Here is a 16923-nt window from a genome sequence, read left to right as displayed (position 1 = left end):
CGAACGGGGATGTGGACGCGACGGTGCGCGGCGTGCTGGCCGATGTGCTGGGGCTGTCGCATGAGCGCGTGGCCGGTTTCACCGCCGAGACGCCGCTGTTCGGCGCGCTGCCCGAGCTGGACTCGATGGCGGTGGCGGGCGTGCTGACCGAGCTGGAGGATCGCCTGGGCATCCTGATCGAAGATGATGAGGTGGACGGCGAAATGCTGGAGACCTTCGGCCAGCTGGTCGCCTTCGCCAGCGCCAAGGCGCCCGCTTGATCGACTATTATGACTGGCCCGGCGGGCGCGAGGCGATGTTGCGCTTCGGCCCCGCGCAAGGGCCGGTCGTGCTGGTCGCGCTCCCCTTCTGGGAGGAAGCGAACCGGACGCGGGCGCTGGCGGTGGCGATGCTGCGGCGGCTGGCCGATCACGGCATCGGCGGCGCGCTGCCCGACTGGCCGGGCACGGGCGAGAGCCTGATCGACACCGAACAGGCCAGCATCATGCAATGGCGCGACGCCCATCAGGCCGCCGCCGAGGCGCTGGGCAACCGGCGCTGTTACGGCGTGTCGATCCGGGCGGGGACGCTGATCGACGGCTTTGCGCTGTTGTCGGGGCGCTGGCATCTGGCGCCGATGACCGGCGAGGCGGTGCTGCGCGACGTGATCCGGCTGCGCGCTGCAGCGGGGCTGCGCGGCGACGAGCATGGCCTGTTCGGCGCGGAGTCGCCGGTGCGGATCGCGGGCAACCGGGTCTCGCCGCACTTTTTGGCCGGACTGGCGGGGGCCGAACCCTATGACCAGCTCGGCGTGCCGCGCCGCGTCGTGCGCCTCGGCCATGACCGCGCCGCCGCCGACCGCACCATCGACGCGGTGCCCCCCTGGCGCCGCGCCGAGCCGCAGGAAGACCCCGAACTCGCCGCGACGCTGGCCGAGGATATCGCGCACTGGATCGCCTCATGCGAAGGCTGATCTCCTTCCCCTGCGAGGCTGCGAGGCTGGTCGGCACGTTCGACGAAGGCGCCCTCGACACCGGCCTGCTGATCGTGTCGGGCGGCAACGAGCCGCGCATGGGCGCGCATCGCGGCCAGGCGATGCTGGCGGCGCGCATCGCGGCCAAGGGCTATCCGGTGTTCCGCTTCGACCGGCGCGGGGTCGGCGACAGCGAGGGCGTCAATCGCGGCTGGGAGTCGAGCGGCCCCGACATCGCCGCCGCCGTCCATGCCTTTGCCGAGGCGAGCGGGTGCGCGCGGATCATCGGCTTCGGCAATTGCGACGCCGCCGCCGCGCTCGCGCTCCACGGGCGCGAGGCCGGGCTGGACGCGGTGCTGCTGTCCAACCCCTGGCTGTCGGACGAACCCGACGCGCTGCCCCCCGCCGCCGCGATCCGCCGCCATTATGCCCGCAAGCTGATGGACCCGCGCGAATGGCTGCGCGCGGCGCGAGGGGCGGTGGATTTCGACCGGCTGCGCCAGGGGTTGAGCAAGATCGCCGCGCCCCCCGCCCCGCTCGACGCGACAGCCGTGCCGCTGCTCGACGCGATCGGTCACTGGGGGGACAGCGCCGCGATCATCCTGGCGCGCGGCGATGCGACCGGGGTGGCGTTCCGCGCGGCCGCGCGCGGCCATGGCTTTCCGATGACCAGCATCGCGACGGACTCGCACAGCTATGCCGACGCGCTGGACGCGCTGGAGCGCGAGATCCTCGCCCGGCTGACCCAGGCGGCGGCATCGGATGGACCGAGCGCTTTGCACGACAGTATAACGGAACTCAAAAATACCGATTAACACGTTTTAGGATAATGGTTTTTTCCGGAACGCCTCTCCGCTCCGTCTATTGGATCGGGCAAGGAGAGACGGTCCATGAACGAACGCCCCACCCCACCCCAACCCGAACAGCAGCAGGACATGCCCGGCGAGACGGAGGCGATGACCCCCCGTCCCGATCATGGCGAACACAGCTATGTCGGCCATGGCAAGCTGACCGACAAGAAAGCAATCATCACCGGCGCGGACAGCGGCATCGGCCGCGCGGTCGCCATCGCCTTTGCCCGCGAGGGCGCCGATGTGGTCATCTCCTATCTGTCGGAGGATGAGGACGCGGCCGAGACCCAGCGGCTGGTCGAACAGGCGGGCCGCAAGGCGCTGCTGATCCCCGGCGACGTCAGCGATCCGGCGCATTGCCGCACCATCGTCGAGCGCGCGGTCCAGACCTTCGGCCGCGTCGACATCCTGGTCAACAACGCCGCGCACCAGGCCAGCTTCCAGGCGGTCGAGGACATCAGCGACCAGGAATGGGAGGTCACCTTCGCCACCAACATCCATGCGATGTTCTATCTGGTGAAGGCCGCCCTGCCGCACATGGGTGAGGGCGCGTCGATCATCAACACGACCTCGATCAACGCGGACAAGCCCAACCAGCAACTGCTCGCCTATGCGACGACCAAGGGCGCGATCCACAATTTCACCGCCGGGCTGGCCCAGATGCTCGCCGAGCGCAACATCCGCGTCAATGCGGTCGCGCCGGGGCCGGTCTGGACCCCGCTGATCCCCTCCACCATGCCGCCCGAGGCGGTGAAGAGCTTCGGCCAGCAGACCCCGATGGGCCGCGCCGCACAGCCCGCCGAACTGGCCCCGCCCTATGTCCTGCTGGCGAGCGGCGAGGCCAGCTACATCAGCGGCGCGACCATCCCCGTCACCGGCGGCACCCCCTTCCTCTGATCCCGAAACGAAGGAGCGATGATCCATGGCTACCCTCCCCAATGACGTGGTCGCGGCGGTCTTCGTCGCCGGACTGAAGAACGCCCATGCCGTCGAGCATCAGGCGCTGGCGCTGATCGACCGGCAGCTCGACCATCTGTCCAACTATCCCGACGTCGCCGACCGGCTGCGGATGCACCGGGGCGAGACCGAGCAGCAGATCGTCCGGCTGGAGGAGATACTCGACGGGTTCAACGAGAGCCGCTCGGTGCTGAAGGACGCCGCGCTGTCCTTCTCGGGCAACATGGCCGCGCTGGGCCACACCTTCGCGCCCGACGAAATCCTGAAGAACAGCTTCGCCAACTTCGCCTTCGAGAATTTCGAGGCGGCCAGCTACAAATCGCTGCTGACCATCGCCGATGCCGGCGGCTTCGACAGCGCCGCGCTGCTCACCCAGTCGCTGAACGAGGAACTCGCGATGGCGGCCTGGGTCGACGACAACAATGCCGCGCTGACCCGCCGCTATCTCGAACGCCGCGCCGCGGGCGACACCGCCAGCCACTGATCCGACACCCCCGAACCAAGCGAGGCCGACCATGTATTATCACGACAAGCGCCTGCAATATCCCGTCCGGGTCGACAGTCCCGATCCCCTCTTCGCCCGGATGCTGCAACAGGCGATCGGCGGCGTGGAGGGCGAGATCCGCGTCTGCATGCAATATTTCTTCCAGGCCTGGGGCAATCGCGCGCCCAGCCCGAAATATCGCGACATGCTGCTGAACACCGCGACCGAGGAGATCGGCCATATCGAGATGCTGGCGACCGCGGTCGCGCTCAATCTCGACAAGGCGCCCGCCTCGCTTCAGGAGGAAGGTGCGGCGGACAGCATCGTCGGCGCGGTGATGGGCGGCGAGAATCCCCGTCACGCGATCGAGGGCACGCTCCACAAGCATATCCTGTCGACCGGCCTGGCGGCGCATCCGTCGGATTCGGACGGGGTGCCGTTCGACATGAGCCATATCTATGCCAGCGGGAACATCGCCGCCGACATGTATTGCAATGTCGCGGCGGAAAGCACCGGCCGGGTGCTGGCGACCCGCCTCTATCACGCCGCGCACGATCAGGGGATGAAGGACATGCTCCACTTCCTGATCGCCCGCGACACCATGCACCAAGAACAATGGCTGGCGGTGATCGAGGAACTGGGCGGCAAGGATGCGCTCCCCATTCCCAATTCCTTCCCGCAGGCGAAGGAAAATCAGGAGCATAATTACGACTTCTTCGTCACCTCGGTCGACGGCACCTATCCCGAAGGGCGCTGGACGCAGGGGCCGAGCCTGGACGGGCGCGCCGAATTCTCGGTCTTCCGCAACGAACCCATGGGCGAGGAGCCGGTCCTCGGCCCCGCCCGGCCGGACAGCTGCGCCCAGGCCGAGCAGATGGCGGAAAAGCCGGTCGCGTAGGACCGCTTCCCCTCCTTCCTACTTCGGAAAGGAGAGGCAGACACATAAGCCGCCCCGGTCCACACCGACCGGGGCGGTGTTGCATCGGGCATCCGGGCGGCTATCCCTCGGGAAATCCATCACTTGCCTCGCATTCGCCTCTCCGCCAGTCTGGCGCGATGATCCTTCCGCTTCTGCTCGCCGCCGCCGCGTCCGCCACGGCCACCCCCTCGCCCGCCCGGTTGAAGGCCGATGTCGAAACGCTGGTCGGCTTCGGCACGCGTCACACCCTGTCGACCACCACAGACCCCAGGCGCGGGATCGGCGCCGCGCGCGACTGGGCCGCGCGACAGTTCGAGGCGATCGGGCAAGGCTGTGGCGGCTGCATCACCGTCGAACGGATCAACCGCCGCTTCACCGGCCCGCGCGCGCCGAACGGCGTGATGGTCGAGGATGTGCTGGGCATCCAGCGCGGGCGCGACCCGAACCGCGTGGTCATCGTCGGCGCGCATATCGACAGCCGCGTCACCGACGTCATGGACGCGACCTCCGACGCGCCGGGGGCCAATGACGACGCCTCGGGCGTGGCGCTGGTGCTGGAGGCGGCGCGCATTCTGTCGAAGCAGCATTATGACGCGACCATCGTCTATGCGGTCTTTTCGGGCGAGGAACAGGGGCTGTGGGGCGCCACCCTGCTCGCCGACACCGCCAAACAGCGGAACTGGCGCGTCTCGGCGATGCTGAACAACGACATCGTCGGCAACACCATCGGCCAGGGCGGCGTGCGCGAGGCGCGCTGGGTCCGCGTCTTCTCCGAGGGGATTCGCGCGTCCGAAGATTTGCCCCAGCAGATCCAGCGGCGCGGCAATGGCGGCGAGGATGACGGCCCCAGCCGCGCGCTCGCCAAGGCGATCGACGGCGTGGCGGACAAGCTGGGCGGGCTCGACGTGTTCCTCGACCGGCGGCCCGACCGGTTCGGGCGCGGCGGCGACCATGAGCCGTTCCTGAAGCTCGGCTATCCCGCCGTCCGCTTCTCGGTCGCCAACGAGGATTGGGACGCGCAGCACCAGGATCTGCGCAAGGAAGGCAATGTCGCGTTCGGCGACACCATCGACAAGATGGACTTTCCCTATCTGGCCAAGGTGACGGCGATCAACATCGCCACGCTGGCCCGGCTGGCCGCCGCGCCGCCCGCGCCCGACAAGGTGACGATCAGCGGGGCGCTGTCGCGCGATACGCAGGTGGAATGGGCCCCGGTGCCGGGCGCGGTCCGCTATCGCGTCCACTGGCGGCGCAACGACACGGGCCAGTGGAGCCAGTCGCGCGACGTGACCGAGACGAAGGCCGTGCTGACCCAGACCCCGGTCGACGACCACTTCGTCGGCGTGTCGGCGGTGGCGGCGGACGGATCGGAAAGCCTGGTCACCTTCGGCGGGCGCTGACGCCGCCGCATCCCCGTCCATCAGTTGGGATGCCGCCCCGTGGGAGTATACGGAGCGGCATCCCGATTATCGACCCGGCGTCTCTCAGGTCGATAATCCCCCCTGGGGGAAGGCTTCAGCGACGGACCAGCTTGCTCCGTATCCGCGCCCGGCGCGGTGCCTGGCGCACGACTTCGGTCGTGGTGGTCGTCGTTGTCGTGGTAACAGGCGCCCCCTGTACCACAATCGTTGTCACTGTGGGAGCGGGATAATAATAGCCGCTGTCATAATAACCTGGCTGGCCTTCGGCGAGCGTGCCGACGGTCGTCGTGGTGGCCACGGTGGTCCCGTCCCGCGTCACGATGCGCCGCCCCATGGCCGGCGGCGGGGGCGGTGGAGGCGGCGGGGGCGAATAGTCGCCGGGATAGCCATAATCCGGGGCGCCGTAATCGTCATGGCCCGGCGGCATCCGACGCCGCCGATCCTCCGCCCGGTCGATGGCATAGCCCGCCACAGCACCGACGCCCGCGCCGATCAGCGTCCCGCCCAGCCGGTCGCCGCGTCCCGCCACCAGATTGCCCGCGACACCCCCGGCGACCGCGCCGATCGCCGCGCCGCCCAGCCCGTCGTCACGCCGGACCGGCGGGGGCGGCGGATAGCCACCGGCATGGCCCGCCCGCCCCGCTCCGTCCCAATCGACGTCATGGACGCTGTCATAGACCGCCCCGCGCGGATCGATCAGGACCGCGTCGTCATAATAGCGCGTCCAGCGATAACCGACCGGCGGCTGCGGCAGGCGATAGACTGCCCAATCGGACACGCCGAAACGCGGGCTGTTCCAATAGCCCGGCACGACCATCCCGCGTACCGGCCGACGATAGGCGGGCCAGCCGCCCGGCGCATTGGCCCCGCCCCACCAGCGTCCGCCGACCTTGCTACCCCAGCGATCCGGGCGGACCGACGGCACGCCGACCGTGCTGGTCGAGACGATCGGGGCCGCCACCGGCCCGGACGCGGCGTCTAGGCCGGGACGCGGATAGCTGGCCCCGGCCCGGCCGGGCCCCTGCCCCTGCGCCGCGACCGGCGCGCCGAGCGCCAGGGTCAGCGTAAGGGCGATCAGAGGCGAGGTGGTGCGCATGGCGTAAAATTCCCCTGTATCAATGCGAAGGACGTCCCCTAAACGCCTTTGCCGAAACGCGCTTTGATACCAGCGCGCCACCATCGCCGATAGCGCCGCCCCGCGTCCCGAATCGGATCAGCCGGGTCAGTCGGCCGCCGTCACCAGTCGCGGCGCGAGCAGCGTCACCAGCGCCTCGCACCCTGCCTGATCCTCGGCATCGAAACGGCTGGGCTCGGGGCTGTCGAGATCGAGAACACCGATCACCCGGCCGTCATGCAGGACCGGGACCACCAGTTCCGACCGGCTGGCCGCGTCGCAGGCGATATGGCCCGGAAAGGCATGGACATCGTCCACCCGCTGAGTCTCGCGGGTCGCGACCGCGGCACCGCACACGCCCTTGCCCACCGGGATGCGGATGCACGCCGCCTTGCCCTGAAACGGACCGAGCACCAGCTCGCCACCCACCATGCGGTAGAAACCGGCCCAGTTGAGATCGGGCAGATATTGCCAGATCAGCGCCGAGGCATTGGCCATGTTGGCGACCGCATCCGCCTCTCCGGCGGTCAGCGCGTCGAGCGCGGCATGAAGGTCGCGGTAAAGCTCCGCCTTGGACCCGGCGGCGATATCGAATTGGTACATATCCCGAATGTAGGCGGGTGCGGGCGCGACGTCATCCCCCGCCGACCAGCTTGCGCCGGGCATTTTATTGTCCTACAAATCGCGCGACAAGATAAGGAGAGGCCGTGCCCACCGTGCCATCAGACGTGACGCCCGCCTATATCGCGATCGACTGGGGCACCACCAACCGCCGCCTCTATATCCTGGCCGATGACGGCACGATGCTGGACACGGTGCGCGACGATCGCGGCGTGTTGTCGATGCAGCCGGATGCCTATCCCGATGAGATCGCCGCGATCCGGACGCGGTTCGGCAAGCTGCCGATCGTCGCGGCGGGGATGGTCGGGTCGACGCGCGGCTGGCGCGAGGCGGCCTATGTCCCCGCCCCGGCGGATCTGGCGATGCTGGCCGGTGCGGCGACCCGCATCGCCGATCAGGACGTCACCATCGTCCCCGGCATCTCGCTGCTGACCGCGACCCGCGCCGACGTGATGCGCGGCGAGGAGGTGCAGGTGCTGGGCGCAATCGCCGCCGGGCTCGCCCCCGCCGACGCGCTGTTCGCGCAACCGGGGACGCACAACAAATGGGTGCATACCCGGGACGGCCGGATCACCGACTTCGCCACCACCATGACCGGCGAGCTGTTCGCGCTGGTCAAGGGGCATGGCATATTGGCGGGGATGCTCGATGGCCCCGTGGCGGACGGCCCCGCCTTTCGCGACGGCCTGGCGCGTGGCTTCGGCGCGTGCGACCTGACGGCGGCGCTGTTCGGGGTGCGCGCCTCGGTCCTGCTCGGCCGGATCGCGCCCGAGGACGCGGCCGCCTATGCCAGCGGACTGCTGATCGGCAGCGACATCGGTGCGGTGCCGGACATGGCGGGGCGCACCGTCCACCTCCTGTCCAGCGGACTGCTCGCCGACCTCTACACCATCGGGATCGCGGCGCGGGGCGGCACCGTCGTCGCGCTCGACAGCCATGCCGGTTTCCTCGCCGGACTTCACGCCATTCGGGAGCATTTGTCATGACCGACCCCGCCGCACGGTTCGCCGCCGCCTTTGCCGCCTGCCCGCTCGTCGCGATCCTGCGCGGCCTGACCCCGGACGAGGCGATCCCCGTCGCCGACGCGCTGGTCGAGGCGGGCTTCACGCTGATCGAGGTGCCGCTGAACTCGCCCCAGCCCTATGACAGCATCGCCGCCATCGCGGCGCATGTCGGAGACAAGGCGATCGTCGGTGCGGGCACGGTGCTGACCACCGAGCAGGTCGACCGGGTGAAGGCGGCGGGCGGCACGCTGATCGTCTCGCCCAACACCGACACACAGGTCATCGCGCACAGCGTGGCGGAAGGGCTGATCTCGCTGCCCGGCTATTTCACCCCGTCCGAGGCCTTTGCCGCCCTGAAGGCGGGCGCGCACGGCCTGAAGCTGTTCCCGGCCGAGGGCGCTTCGCCGACCTTCCTGAAGGCACAGCGCGCCGTCCTGCCGCGCGAGGTCGCGGTGCTGGCGGTCGGCGGGATCACGCCCGACAACATGGCCGAATGGCGCGCGCATGGCGCGGACGGCTTCGGCCTGGGCTCCAACCTCTATCGCGCGGGCAAGCCGGCGGCGGATGTCGCCGTGTCGGCGCGCGCTTATGTCGAAAAGGCACGCTGATACCGATGACCGACACGATCCGCCTCGCGCTGGTCGGCATGGGCAAGATCGCCCATGACCAGCATGTCCCCGCCATTGCGGGAAACCCGGCCTTCGAACTGGTCGCCACCGTCAGCCGCTCGCCCAACGGGGTCGAGGGCGTGCCGCATTTCCACGACATCGCGGAACTCGCGCAAAGCGACGTGACGGTCGATGCGGTGGCGCTGTGCACCCCGCCGCAGGTCCGCCACGCCATCGCCGCCGCCGCGCTGGAGAACAACTGGCACGTCTTCCTCGAAAAGCCGCCGGGCGCGACGCTGGCCGAGGTGGCGGTGCTGGAGGAGCTGGCGGCCAAGGCGGGCGTGACGCTGTTCGCCAGCTGGCATTCCCGCTACGCGCTGGGGGTCGAGCCCGCGCGCGAATGGCTGTCCGCCCGCAAGGTCACGTCGGCGGCGATCACCTGGCGCGAGGATGTGCGGCAATGGCATCCGGGCCAGGCCTGGATCTGGGAAGCGGGCGGCTTCGGCGTGTTCGATCCGGGCATCAACGCGCTGTCGATCGCGACGCACATCATGCCCCAGCCCTTCTTCATCGAACGCGCGACACTGGACTTCCCCGCCAATCGCGACGCGCCGATCGCCGCCGACGTGGCGTTCCGCACGACCGACGGCACGCCGGTCACGCTCGACCTGGACTGGCGGCAGGAGGGGCATCAAAGCTGGGACATCGTCGTCGAGACGACCGACGGCACGCTCACGCTGGCCGAGGGCGGCGCGGTGCTGACCCTGCCCGACGGTTCGACCCCGCACCGTGAAGAGGGGCTGCACGGCGAATATCCGGGGCTCTACGCCCGCTTCGCCGAATTGGTGAAGGGCGGCCGCTCGGACGTCGACATCGCCCCGCTGCGCCACGTCGCCGACGCGTTCATGCGCGGAAAGCGGCGCGAGGTTGAGGATTTCGTGGAATGAGGCCGACTTCCCGCTCAGCCTGAGCGAAGTCGAAACAAGAACAGCGTCCCGATTTCGTTCGACGCGAACGGTCGGGGAGTGACACAGAAAAGGCCGACTGCCCCATCGGGCGGTCGGCCTTTTCCCTTTGGGCAAAGGCGGGATGCCGAAGCACCCCGCCCCTCTCATCAGAAGTTGATGGTCGTCCCGATCGAGATCTGGCGACCGAGCGCATCGTAACGCTGCGGCGCGGTGTTCGCACGCGACAGGGCCACGGTGTACGAGTTCGGAATGATCGGCGGGTTCTTGTCGAACAGGTTGTTCGCGATGATGCGGAACGCGAACTGCCGCGCGATATTCCAGGTCAGGGCCAGGTCGAAATAGCTCTGCGGCGCGATCCGGGCATAGGTGTTGCGGAAATTGGCGGCGGTGCCGCCGATATCTGCATTGCCCGAATTATAGGCCGTGGTGAGCGATCCCGTATAGCGCCAGTTGAACGAGGCGTTGAACGTGTTGTCCGCCGTCGTCCAGGTGGTGCGCAGGCCGTGCATCCACTTCGGGACCAGCTGGCCGCAGGCGATGCCGTTCGAGAAATAGCCCGCACAGTTATACTGGCTGCGCAGCGGCGAGTCCTGGCCACCGGCCAGCGTGGTGAGCGAGCCGTTGAAGTTCCAGTCGAGGCGCCCCGCCCCGCCAAGGCCCAGCGTGTACTGGCCCTGGAAATCCCAACCATAGGCCAGCGAACGATAGAAGTTCGTCGTACCCTGACGGATGAAGCCGCTGGTCGGGTTGTTGGCAGGCGCATTGCCGATCGATCCGGTCGTCGGATCGCGCACGATCCCCTGACAGAAATAGGGGTCGCCATTGGACGCCAGGCAGCCGTTCAGGAAGTAGTCCGCGCCGTTGTAGCTCAGCGAGTTGACGATGCGGATCTGATAGCGATCGACCGAGAAGACCAGGCCGGGCACGAAGCTGGGCTTCACGATCAGGCCATAGGTCAGCGTGTAGGCCGTCTCCGGGTCCGCCGTATAGCCGCCGGTACGCACCGTGCAGCCCTCGGTCGGGCAGAGCAGCGACGTGCTGCCGTACAGGTTATCGGCCAGCCCGGTCTTGCGGCACAGATCGCGCGAGGCGAGCGGAGCGGTCGTGACCGTGCCATCGGCCTGCGTACGCTGCACGGGAGCGCAGAAGTCGGTCAACGTGCTGTTACGACCATAGCGGATCGCCGTCGCCTGCTGGATCTCGTTCACGGTCGGCGCGCGCTGCGCCTTGTTGTACGAGGCACGGAAGGTCAGGTCCGACACCGGCGCATAGATGCCCTCGATCTTCCAGGTCGAGAAGGTCTTGGGATTCGAGCTGTACTTGGAGACGCGGAAGCCGCCATTGGTCTGCAGCAGATGCGCAAACGGCTTGTCCTGGATCAGCGGCGCCTGGATCTCGATGTTCGATTCCCAGACGTCCTGACGCAGGTCGCTGCGGCTGTCGCCATTCTGGCTGATATAGACGTCGTTGGCGGTCGAGATCAGGCGATCCTTACGGTACTCGGCACCCAGCGAAATGGCGAGACCGTCATTGGCCCAAGGCGTCTTGATGCCATATTTGGTCAGGTCGCCGGTCACCGTGCTGATGACGTCGTACAGGATGCCGACCTGGCCATTGACGCCGCTCTGGCTACCCGGCCCGTTGAACAGATAGTTGGTCAGCGCGCTGTTGCCGGTTCCGGCGCGGAAGGCATCGAAGGGGACGCAGGCGCTGTCGCCGCCGTTCAGGTTCGACACGCAGGTCGGCGTGCCATTGACGTTGACCACGTTCAGCGAGCGATTGACCCGGTCGGGGTCGGCGAAGGGCGAGTTGCGCAGATCCTGCTGGTTGCGCGCGTAGACGCCACCAATATCGTAGGTCCAGGCATCGCCCACCTTACCGCGCAGGCCGCCGGTAGCCCGGATGCCCTGGTTGATATAGGTATCGACCAGATAGGGCTGTCCGTTGAAACGGTAGCGAACCTCGAGCGGGACCGAGTTGGTCGCGCCCGAAGCGCAGCCCAGCGCACCCGCCTGCCCCGCCGACAGGAATGGGTTGTTGCAGTTCACCTGATAGGGCGTCGAGCCATAGACGGTATAGCTGTAGACGCGCAGCGGGCTGGGGTTGATCGACTTGTCGCGGAACCAGATGGCGTCGCCGTACAATTCGAATTCCGGCGCGATCTGGAAGCTCAGGAAGCCGCCCGCGGTATAACGCTCGCTCTGACGCTGGAAGGAATAGTCGTCATAGGGGTTGGCCGCGACGCCCGGGCGCGGCCCATAGGAGACGAAGCTGCGCGTCCCGTCCGGATTGTTGACATAGGCGGTCCCGGAGTTCGGCCCCGAACGCGGCGAGATATAGCCGGCGGGCGAATAGGTCGACACCGGCGAACAACTCAGCGGGCCGTCCTTGCTGGTCTGCGCGAGCGGGCACGCCGCGATCGAGCGATCGCCGGTGCGAACCAATTCGGCGGTGCGATAGTTGACGAATGCAGAGACCTTCAATCGATCGTCGAGCAGCTTCTTGCCTGCGGTCAACGTGACATCGGCTCGGCCGCCGTCATTGGTCAGGCCGAGAGGGGTGCTGAAGCCCACGCCACGCGCCAGCGGCGTAACGATGTTGCTCTTGTTCAGGTGATTGTAGAAGTTGTAGTTCGCGTCGACCCGAAGACCGTCGAAATCCTTGCGCAGGATGAAGTTCACGACGCCCGACACGGCGTCCGAACCATAGACCGACGACGCGCCGCCCGACAGGATGTCGACGCGCTGAAGCAGCGAGGCAGGGATGATGCCCGTATCCTGCCCGTTCATCGTGCCCAGCCGCTTGCCGTCAAGCAGCACCAGCGTCCGCTCGAAGCCCAGGCTGCGCAGCTTGATCCGCTGGCGACCGTCGGAATCCTGATAATTCTGCTGCGCGTCGGGCGCGATCTGCGGCAGGCGGTTGAGAACCTCTTCGACGTTCAGCGGCGCCTGCGCCTGGATATCCTGCGCGGTGACCGAGGTGATCGGCGAGGCCGAGGCAAGATTCGGGCGGGCGATGCGGGTGCCCGTCACGATGACGTCGCCATCGTTCGACGCCTGCGGCGTGCCGGTGATCGCCGCCACGCGGGTTTGCGCGGCTTTGGCGCTGGACGACGTGGCTTCGTCGGAATTTGCCTGTGCGGTCGGATCGGTCTGCTGAGCGAGCGCCGGTACGGCGATCAGCATGGTGCTGGCTGACAGAGCGAGCCAGGATATCGGGTGAAGCAGCTTCATTCGGTTACCCCCTTTTTTCGCCGAGAGCGTTTTCGCTTAAATCGGCGCGTTACTAAGACAGTACAGCCAGGGGCATTCGGTCAATAACCTAGGAATACCGATTTATAATCTTATGGCGTTTCGCCAACGCTTGTTGCAATTCCGCAACAAAAAATTACGGCAAATAAGCCTTTGAAAATAAACGATTAAACCACAGGTCAAACGAACAACAATCTACTTTTGCTTGATTATCAGTGTCTTAATATCAGTCGCAACGACCTGCGAGATGGTCGCTCGATCGAAAACTCGCCTCTCTATTTTTTAGTACCTGTTGAACTCAATATAGTACCAATATGAGATATATCGGCCGCAGATCGCCTGCAAAAAAGGCCGGTCGTCCGCAGGGACGACCGGCCTTTTCCGTTCGAGGATCGGCGGAGTGCCGGAGCACTCCACCGGGGGCGTGGATCAGAAGTTGATCGTCGTCCCGATCGCGATGTTGCGGCCCAGCGTGTCGTAACGCTGCGGGATGGTGTTGGTCCGCGCCAGGCTGATATTGTACGAATCCGGCACGATCGGCGCGGACTTGTCGAACAGGTTGTTCGCGATCAGGCGCAGCGAGAACTGCTTGGCGATCGCGAAGTTGAGCGCCAGGTCGAAATAATTCTGCGGCGCGACACGGTAATAGTTGGTCAGCACACGATCCGGCGTACCGCCGATCGCCGAGTCACCCGAATTGTTGGCGTTGGTCAGCGAGCCGACATAGCGCCAGTTGAGCGATGCGCTGAACTTCTTGTCGACCGTGGTGTAGGTCGTGCGCAGGCCATGGCTCCACTTCGGGATCAGCTGGCCACAGCCATTGCCATAATAGCCCGCGCAGTTGCGCTCGGGCTGAAGCGGCGAGTCCTGGCCACCGGCGGCGGTGGTCAGCGAGCCATTGAAGCCGAAGTCCAGACGGCCGATCGATTCCAGGGTCAGCGCATATTGCGCCTGGAAGTCCCAGCCCTGCGCGATCGAGGTGTAATAGTTGGTCGTGCCCTGGCGGATATAGCCGCCGTTGAACAGCTGGCCGGTGGTCGCGTTGCGGACGATGCCCTGGCAGAAGAACTGGTCGCCGCCCGAACGCAGACAGCCATCGGTGTAATAGCTGTAGTCGTTATAGCCGAGCGAGTTGTCGATCTTGATGCGATAGCGATCGACCGAGAAGACCAGCCCCTTGATGAAGCGCGGCTTCACGACCAGGCCATAGGTCTGGGTATAGGCGGTTTCCGGATCGGCGGTGAAGCCGCCCGAACGCACCGCGCAGGCGCTGCTGCCGTTGGGCGTGGTGCCGTTGCTGCACAACAGGTCGCGGCTGCCGTACAGCGCGTCCGACAGGCCGGTGGCGCGGCAGACCTCACGCGATGCGATCGGCGCGCCATAGGTGACGCCATTGGCGCCGGTGGTCACGGTCGGGGCGCAGAAGTCGGTGAAGGTGCCCGATCCGCCGCCCACGAACTCGACATTGCTCGCCTGGCGGATCTCGACCACGGTCGGCGCGCGCTGCGCCTTGTTGAACGAGGCGCGGAAGGTCAGGTCGCTGACCGGGGCATAGACGCCCTCGATCTTCCAGGTGTTGAATGCCTTGGGATTGCTGCTGTACTTCGAGACGCGGTAGCCGCCATTGACCTGCACCAGCTCGGCAAAGGGCTTGTGCTCGATCAGCGGGGCCTGGACCTCGATATTGGCCTCGACCACATCCTGGCTGAGGTTCGTGTCGGTGCCGCCCAGCGCGGCGCGATAGGCGCTGTCGGCGCGCGACGTCAGCGTGTCCTTGCGATATTCGGTGCCCAGCGCGATCGCCAGCCCCTGTTCGGCGAAGGGCGAGGTGATGCCGTACTTGCCGAGGTCGCCGGTGACATTGGCCTGGACGTCGTACAGCGTGCCGGTGGTTTCCGACGTGCCGGTGCCGAACAGATAGTTGATCAGCGCCGGGTTGTTGTTGCCCGCGCTGAAGATGTCGAAGGGCACGCAGCCCGCCGCGCCGCTGGCGCAGACCGGGTTGGCCGCCGTGCCGCCGACATTCACCGCATTCTGCAGCGTGCCGGGAACGCGGAAGCTGGGCGTATAGTCCTGATGGTTGCGGGCATAGACGCCGCCGACATCATAGGTCCAGGCATCGCCCACCTTGCCGCGGACGCCGCCGGTCAGGCGGACGCCGGTGTTGATGAAGGTGTCGGGCCGGTCGTTATTCTCGCCCAGGCGATAGGCGAGCGTGACGGGCACGCTGGTCACGCCGGTGGCGCATCCGATCGCGGTCGCCTGCGTCCCCGACAGATAGGGGTTGTTGCAGTTGACGTTGACGGTGCCGCTCGCGATCGTCGGATAGTTGGTGTACGACTTGTCGCGGAACCAGATGCCCGAGGCATAGAGCTCGGCTTCCGGCGCGAGGTCCAGCGTGGCGAAGCCGCCCGCATTCACGCGCTCCGAGGGACGCTGATAGGCATAGCCGCTGAAATAGTTGGACGCATTGCCCTGCCCCGCGCCGAACGGCACGAAGGTGCGCGTTCCGTCCGGATTGTTGACATATTGCGCGCCCGCATTCGGGCCCGACTGGGGCGTGATGAGGCCGCTGGTCGAACTGCTGGGCGTCAGGCCGCAGGACAGCGGGCCGTTGAGCTGCAACTGGGTGAGATAGCAGCCCGCATTCGAGCGCGAGGTCAGCGCGATCTCGTTGGTCTGGCGATAGTTGACGAAGCCGCTGACGTGCAGCTTGTCGTCGAACAGCTTGGTGCCCGCCGTCAGCGTCAGGTCGGCGCGGCCGCCGTCATTGGTCAGGCCCCGCGCGCTGCCGAAGCCGGCGGCGCGCGCCAGCGGCGACACGATCGTGTCCTTGTTGTAATGGTTGAAGAAATTATAGTTGGCGTCGAGCTGAACGCCCTCGAAATCCTTGCGCAGGACGAAGTTGACGACGCCCGCGACCGCGTCCGAGCCATAGACCGACGAGGCGCCGCCGGTCAGCACGTCGACGCGCTGCAACAGCGAGGTCGGGATGATGCCGACGTCCTGGCCGTTCTGGGTGCCCAGCCGCTTGCCGTCGATCAGGACCAGCGTGCGCTCGAAGCCCAAGGTGCGCAGCTTGATGCGCTGGCGACCGTCGGAGTCGTTATAGGTCTGCTGGCTGTCGGGCGCGACCTGCGGCAGACGGTTGAGCACGTCCTCGACATTGACCGCGGCCTGGGCCTGGATGTCCTGGCGCGTGACCGAGGTGATCGGCGCGGCGGAGGCGAGGTTGGGACGGGTGATGCGCGTGCCGGTCACGACGACGTCGCCGCCGCCCGGGCTGGCCTGCGGGGTGCCGGTGATCGCGGCCGAGCGGGTGGCGGCGGCATTCGCGCTCAGATCGCCCGGATTCTGGTCGGCGCCGGTCTGCGGCGCGTCCGCCTGGGCACCGGAGGTTCCGGTCTGCTGCGCGATGGCGGGCGCGGCGAGCATCATCGACGCGGCCGAGAGGGCCAACCATGATGCGGACTGCTGGATTCTCATACATCTCCCCTAAGGCCCAAGGCTGATTTTGTCGGGCGCGGGAGAAAGACAAACATTTTGAGGAATTTGGTCAATACCTAAACCATACCTTTATGCCCCCAAGGATGGCATTGGCATGAAACTGTAACCAGAAAGACACAATTATTAACGATTTGAAACCTTTGCATGACGGCGGCGCCATGTTCCCCGGCGACCCCGGACGGCCGCGCGCCGCCGACTCGCCCAGCGGGTGATCGCGACGGTCACGCCGGGGCGGGCAATTGGTGTTATATCGGTTTGCAGGCTTG

Annotated in this window: 14 protein-coding genes; 10 read left to right on the top strand and 4 right to left on the bottom strand. The window is 66.8% G+C overall.

The window, feature by feature from the left end:
* The first annotated feature begins 11 nt into the window (after positions 1–11).
* From ABIC44_RS12475 to ABIC44_RS12445, 7 genes are all read left to right on the top strand, one after another.
* The gene (locus ABIC44_RS12475; RefSeq protein WP_387428730.1) at positions 12–260 is read left to right on the top strand and encodes an acyl carrier protein; all 249 of its coding nucleotides are present in this window, start codon (positions 12–14) and stop codon (positions 258–260) included.
* A complete protein-coding gene (locus ABIC44_RS12470) occupies positions 257–952 on the top strand; it encodes an alpha/beta hydrolase family protein (RefSeq protein WP_354295769.1) in 696 nt (231 codons plus the stop codon). The genes ABIC44_RS12475 and ABIC44_RS12470 overlap by 4 nt, the downstream gene beginning before the upstream one ends.
* Entirely contained in the window at positions 940–1767 is an 828-nt protein-coding gene (locus ABIC44_RS12465; RefSeq protein ID WP_354295768.1) for a serine aminopeptidase domain-containing protein, read from the top strand. Before ABIC44_RS12470 ends, ABIC44_RS12465 begins: the two co-directional genes overlap by 13 nt.
* Positions 1768–1842: 75 nt before the next feature.
* The gene (locus ABIC44_RS12460; protein WP_309696652.1) at positions 1843–2700 is read left to right on the top strand and encodes an SDR family oxidoreductase; all 858 of its coding nucleotides are present in this window, start codon (positions 1843–1845) and stop codon (positions 2698–2700) included.
* Between the two features lie 25 nt (positions 2701–2725).
* Complete coding sequence (locus ABIC44_RS12455) at positions 2726–3244, top strand: ferritin-like domain-containing protein (protein ID WP_354295766.1); 519 nt, start codon at positions 2726–2728, stop codon at positions 3242–3244.
* 31 nt (positions 3245–3275) lie between these two features.
* Positions 3276–4142: a manganese catalase family protein gene (locus ABIC44_RS12450; protein ID WP_307100053.1), complete on the top strand. Its 867-nt coding sequence runs from the start codon at positions 3276–3278 to the stop codon at positions 4140–4142.
* Between the two features lie 158 nt (positions 4143–4300).
* Positions 4301–5563, top strand: a complete 1263-nt coding sequence (locus ABIC44_RS12445; RefSeq protein WP_354295763.1) for a M20/M25/M40 family metallo-hydrolase — start codon at positions 4301–4303, stop codon at positions 5561–5563.
* A 115-nt stretch (positions 5564–5678) separates the two neighbouring features.
* Here the strand turns inward: ABIC44_RS12445 and ABIC44_RS12440 are convergent, their stop codons facing one another.
* Positions 5679–6680 (bottom strand): RcnB family protein, encoded by a 1002-nt coding sequence (locus tag ABIC44_RS12440; RefSeq protein WP_354295762.1) that lies wholly within the window; start codon positions 6678–6680, stop codon positions 5679–5681.
* Between the two features lie 126 nt (positions 6681–6806).
* A complete protein-coding gene (msrC, locus tag ABIC44_RS12435; RefSeq protein ID WP_354295818.1) occupies positions 6807–7301 on the bottom strand; it encodes a free L-methionine (R)-S-oxide reductase MsrC in 495 nt (164 codons plus the stop codon).
* A 113-nt stretch (positions 7302–7414) separates the two neighbouring features.
* Here msrC and ABIC44_RS12430 point away from each other — a divergent pair, with 113 nt between their 5' ends.
* The 3 genes from ABIC44_RS12430 to ABIC44_RS12420 are packed head-to-tail and all read left to right on the top strand — an operon-like array spanning position 7415 to position 9878.
* Positions 7415–8305, top strand: a complete 891-nt coding sequence (locus ABIC44_RS12430) for a 2-dehydro-3-deoxygalactonokinase (RefSeq protein WP_354295817.1) — start codon at positions 7415–7417, stop codon at positions 8303–8305.
* On the top strand, positions 8302–8931 hold the full coding sequence (locus tag ABIC44_RS12425; protein ID WP_309696662.1) for a 2-dehydro-3-deoxy-6-phosphogalactonate aldolase: 630 nt from the start codon (positions 8302–8304) through the stop codon (positions 8929–8931). Before ABIC44_RS12430 ends, ABIC44_RS12425 begins: the two co-directional genes overlap by 4 nt.
* A gap of 5 nt (positions 8932–8936) precedes the next feature.
* Positions 8937–9878, top strand: coding sequence for a Gfo/Idh/MocA family protein (locus ABIC44_RS12420; RefSeq protein ID WP_354295760.1), 942 nt, complete (start codon positions 8937–8939; stop codon positions 9876–9878).
* Positions 9879–10045: 167 nt separating this feature from the next.
* Here ABIC44_RS12420 and ABIC44_RS12415 read toward each other — a convergent pair whose 3' ends face one another.
* The gene (locus ABIC44_RS12415; RefSeq protein ID WP_354295758.1) at positions 10046–13132 is read right to left on the bottom strand and encodes a TonB-dependent receptor domain-containing protein; all 3087 of its coding nucleotides are present in this window, start codon (positions 13130–13132) and stop codon (positions 10046–10048) included.
* A gap of 447 nt (positions 13133–13579) precedes the next feature.
* Positions 13580–16636: a TonB-dependent receptor domain-containing protein gene (locus tag ABIC44_RS12410; RefSeq protein ID WP_309701573.1), complete on the bottom strand. Its 3057-nt coding sequence runs from the start codon at positions 16634–16636 to the stop codon at positions 13580–13582.
* Positions 16637–16923: the final 287 nt, after the last annotated feature.

The organism is Sphingomonas sp. 1185, assembly GCF_040544655.1.
Classification (GTDB): Bacteria; Pseudomonadota; Alphaproteobacteria; order Sphingomonadales; family Sphingomonadaceae; genus Sphingomonas.
The sequence above is the reverse complement of the archived record's forward strand: the minus strand, read 5'-3'. Positions and strand labels throughout refer to the sequence as shown.

Bases quoted from the DNA above. Each gene is read 5' to 3' on its own strand.
- ABIC44_RS12455 (WP_354295766.1), top strand. From the start codon at position 2,726: ATGGCTACCCTCCCCAATGACGTGGTCGCGGCGGTCTTCGTCGCCGGA.
- ABIC44_RS12465 (WP_354295768.1), top strand. From the start codon at position 940: ATGCGAAGGCTGATCTCCTTCCCCTGCGAGGCTGCGAGGCTGGTCGGC.
- msrC (WP_354295818.1), bottom strand. From the start codon at position 7,301: ATGTACCAATTCGATATCGCCGCCGGGTCCAAGGCGGAGCTTTACCGC.
- ABIC44_RS12410 (WP_309701573.1), bottom strand. From the start codon at position 16,636: ATGAGAATCCAGCAGTCCGCATCATGGTTGGCCCTCTCGGCCGCGTCG.
- ABIC44_RS12445 (WP_354295763.1), top strand. From the start codon at position 4,301: ATGATCCTTCCGCTTCTGCTCGCCGCCGCCGCGTCCGCCACGGCCACC.
- ABIC44_RS12420 (WP_354295760.1), top strand. From the start codon at position 8,937: ATGACCGACACGATCCGCCTCGCGCTGGTCGGCATGGGCAAGATCGCC.
- ABIC44_RS12450 (WP_307100053.1), top strand. From the start codon at position 3,276: ATGTATTATCACGACAAGCGCCTGCAATATCCCGTCCGGGTCGACAGT.
- ABIC44_RS12415 (WP_354295758.1), bottom strand. From the start codon at position 13,132: ATGAAGCTGCTTCACCCGATATCCTGGCTCGCTCTGTCAGCCAGCACC.
- ABIC44_RS12425 (WP_309696662.1), top strand. From the start codon at position 8,302: ATGACCGACCCCGCCGCACGGTTCGCCGCCGCCTTTGCCGCCTGCCCG.
- ABIC44_RS12440 (WP_354295762.1), bottom strand. From the start codon at position 6,680: ATGCGCACCACCTCGCCTCTGATCGCCCTTACGCTGACCCTGGCGCTC.
- ABIC44_RS12460 (WP_309696652.1), top strand. From the start codon at position 1,843: ATGAACGAACGCCCCACCCCACCCCAACCCGAACAGCAGCAGGACATG.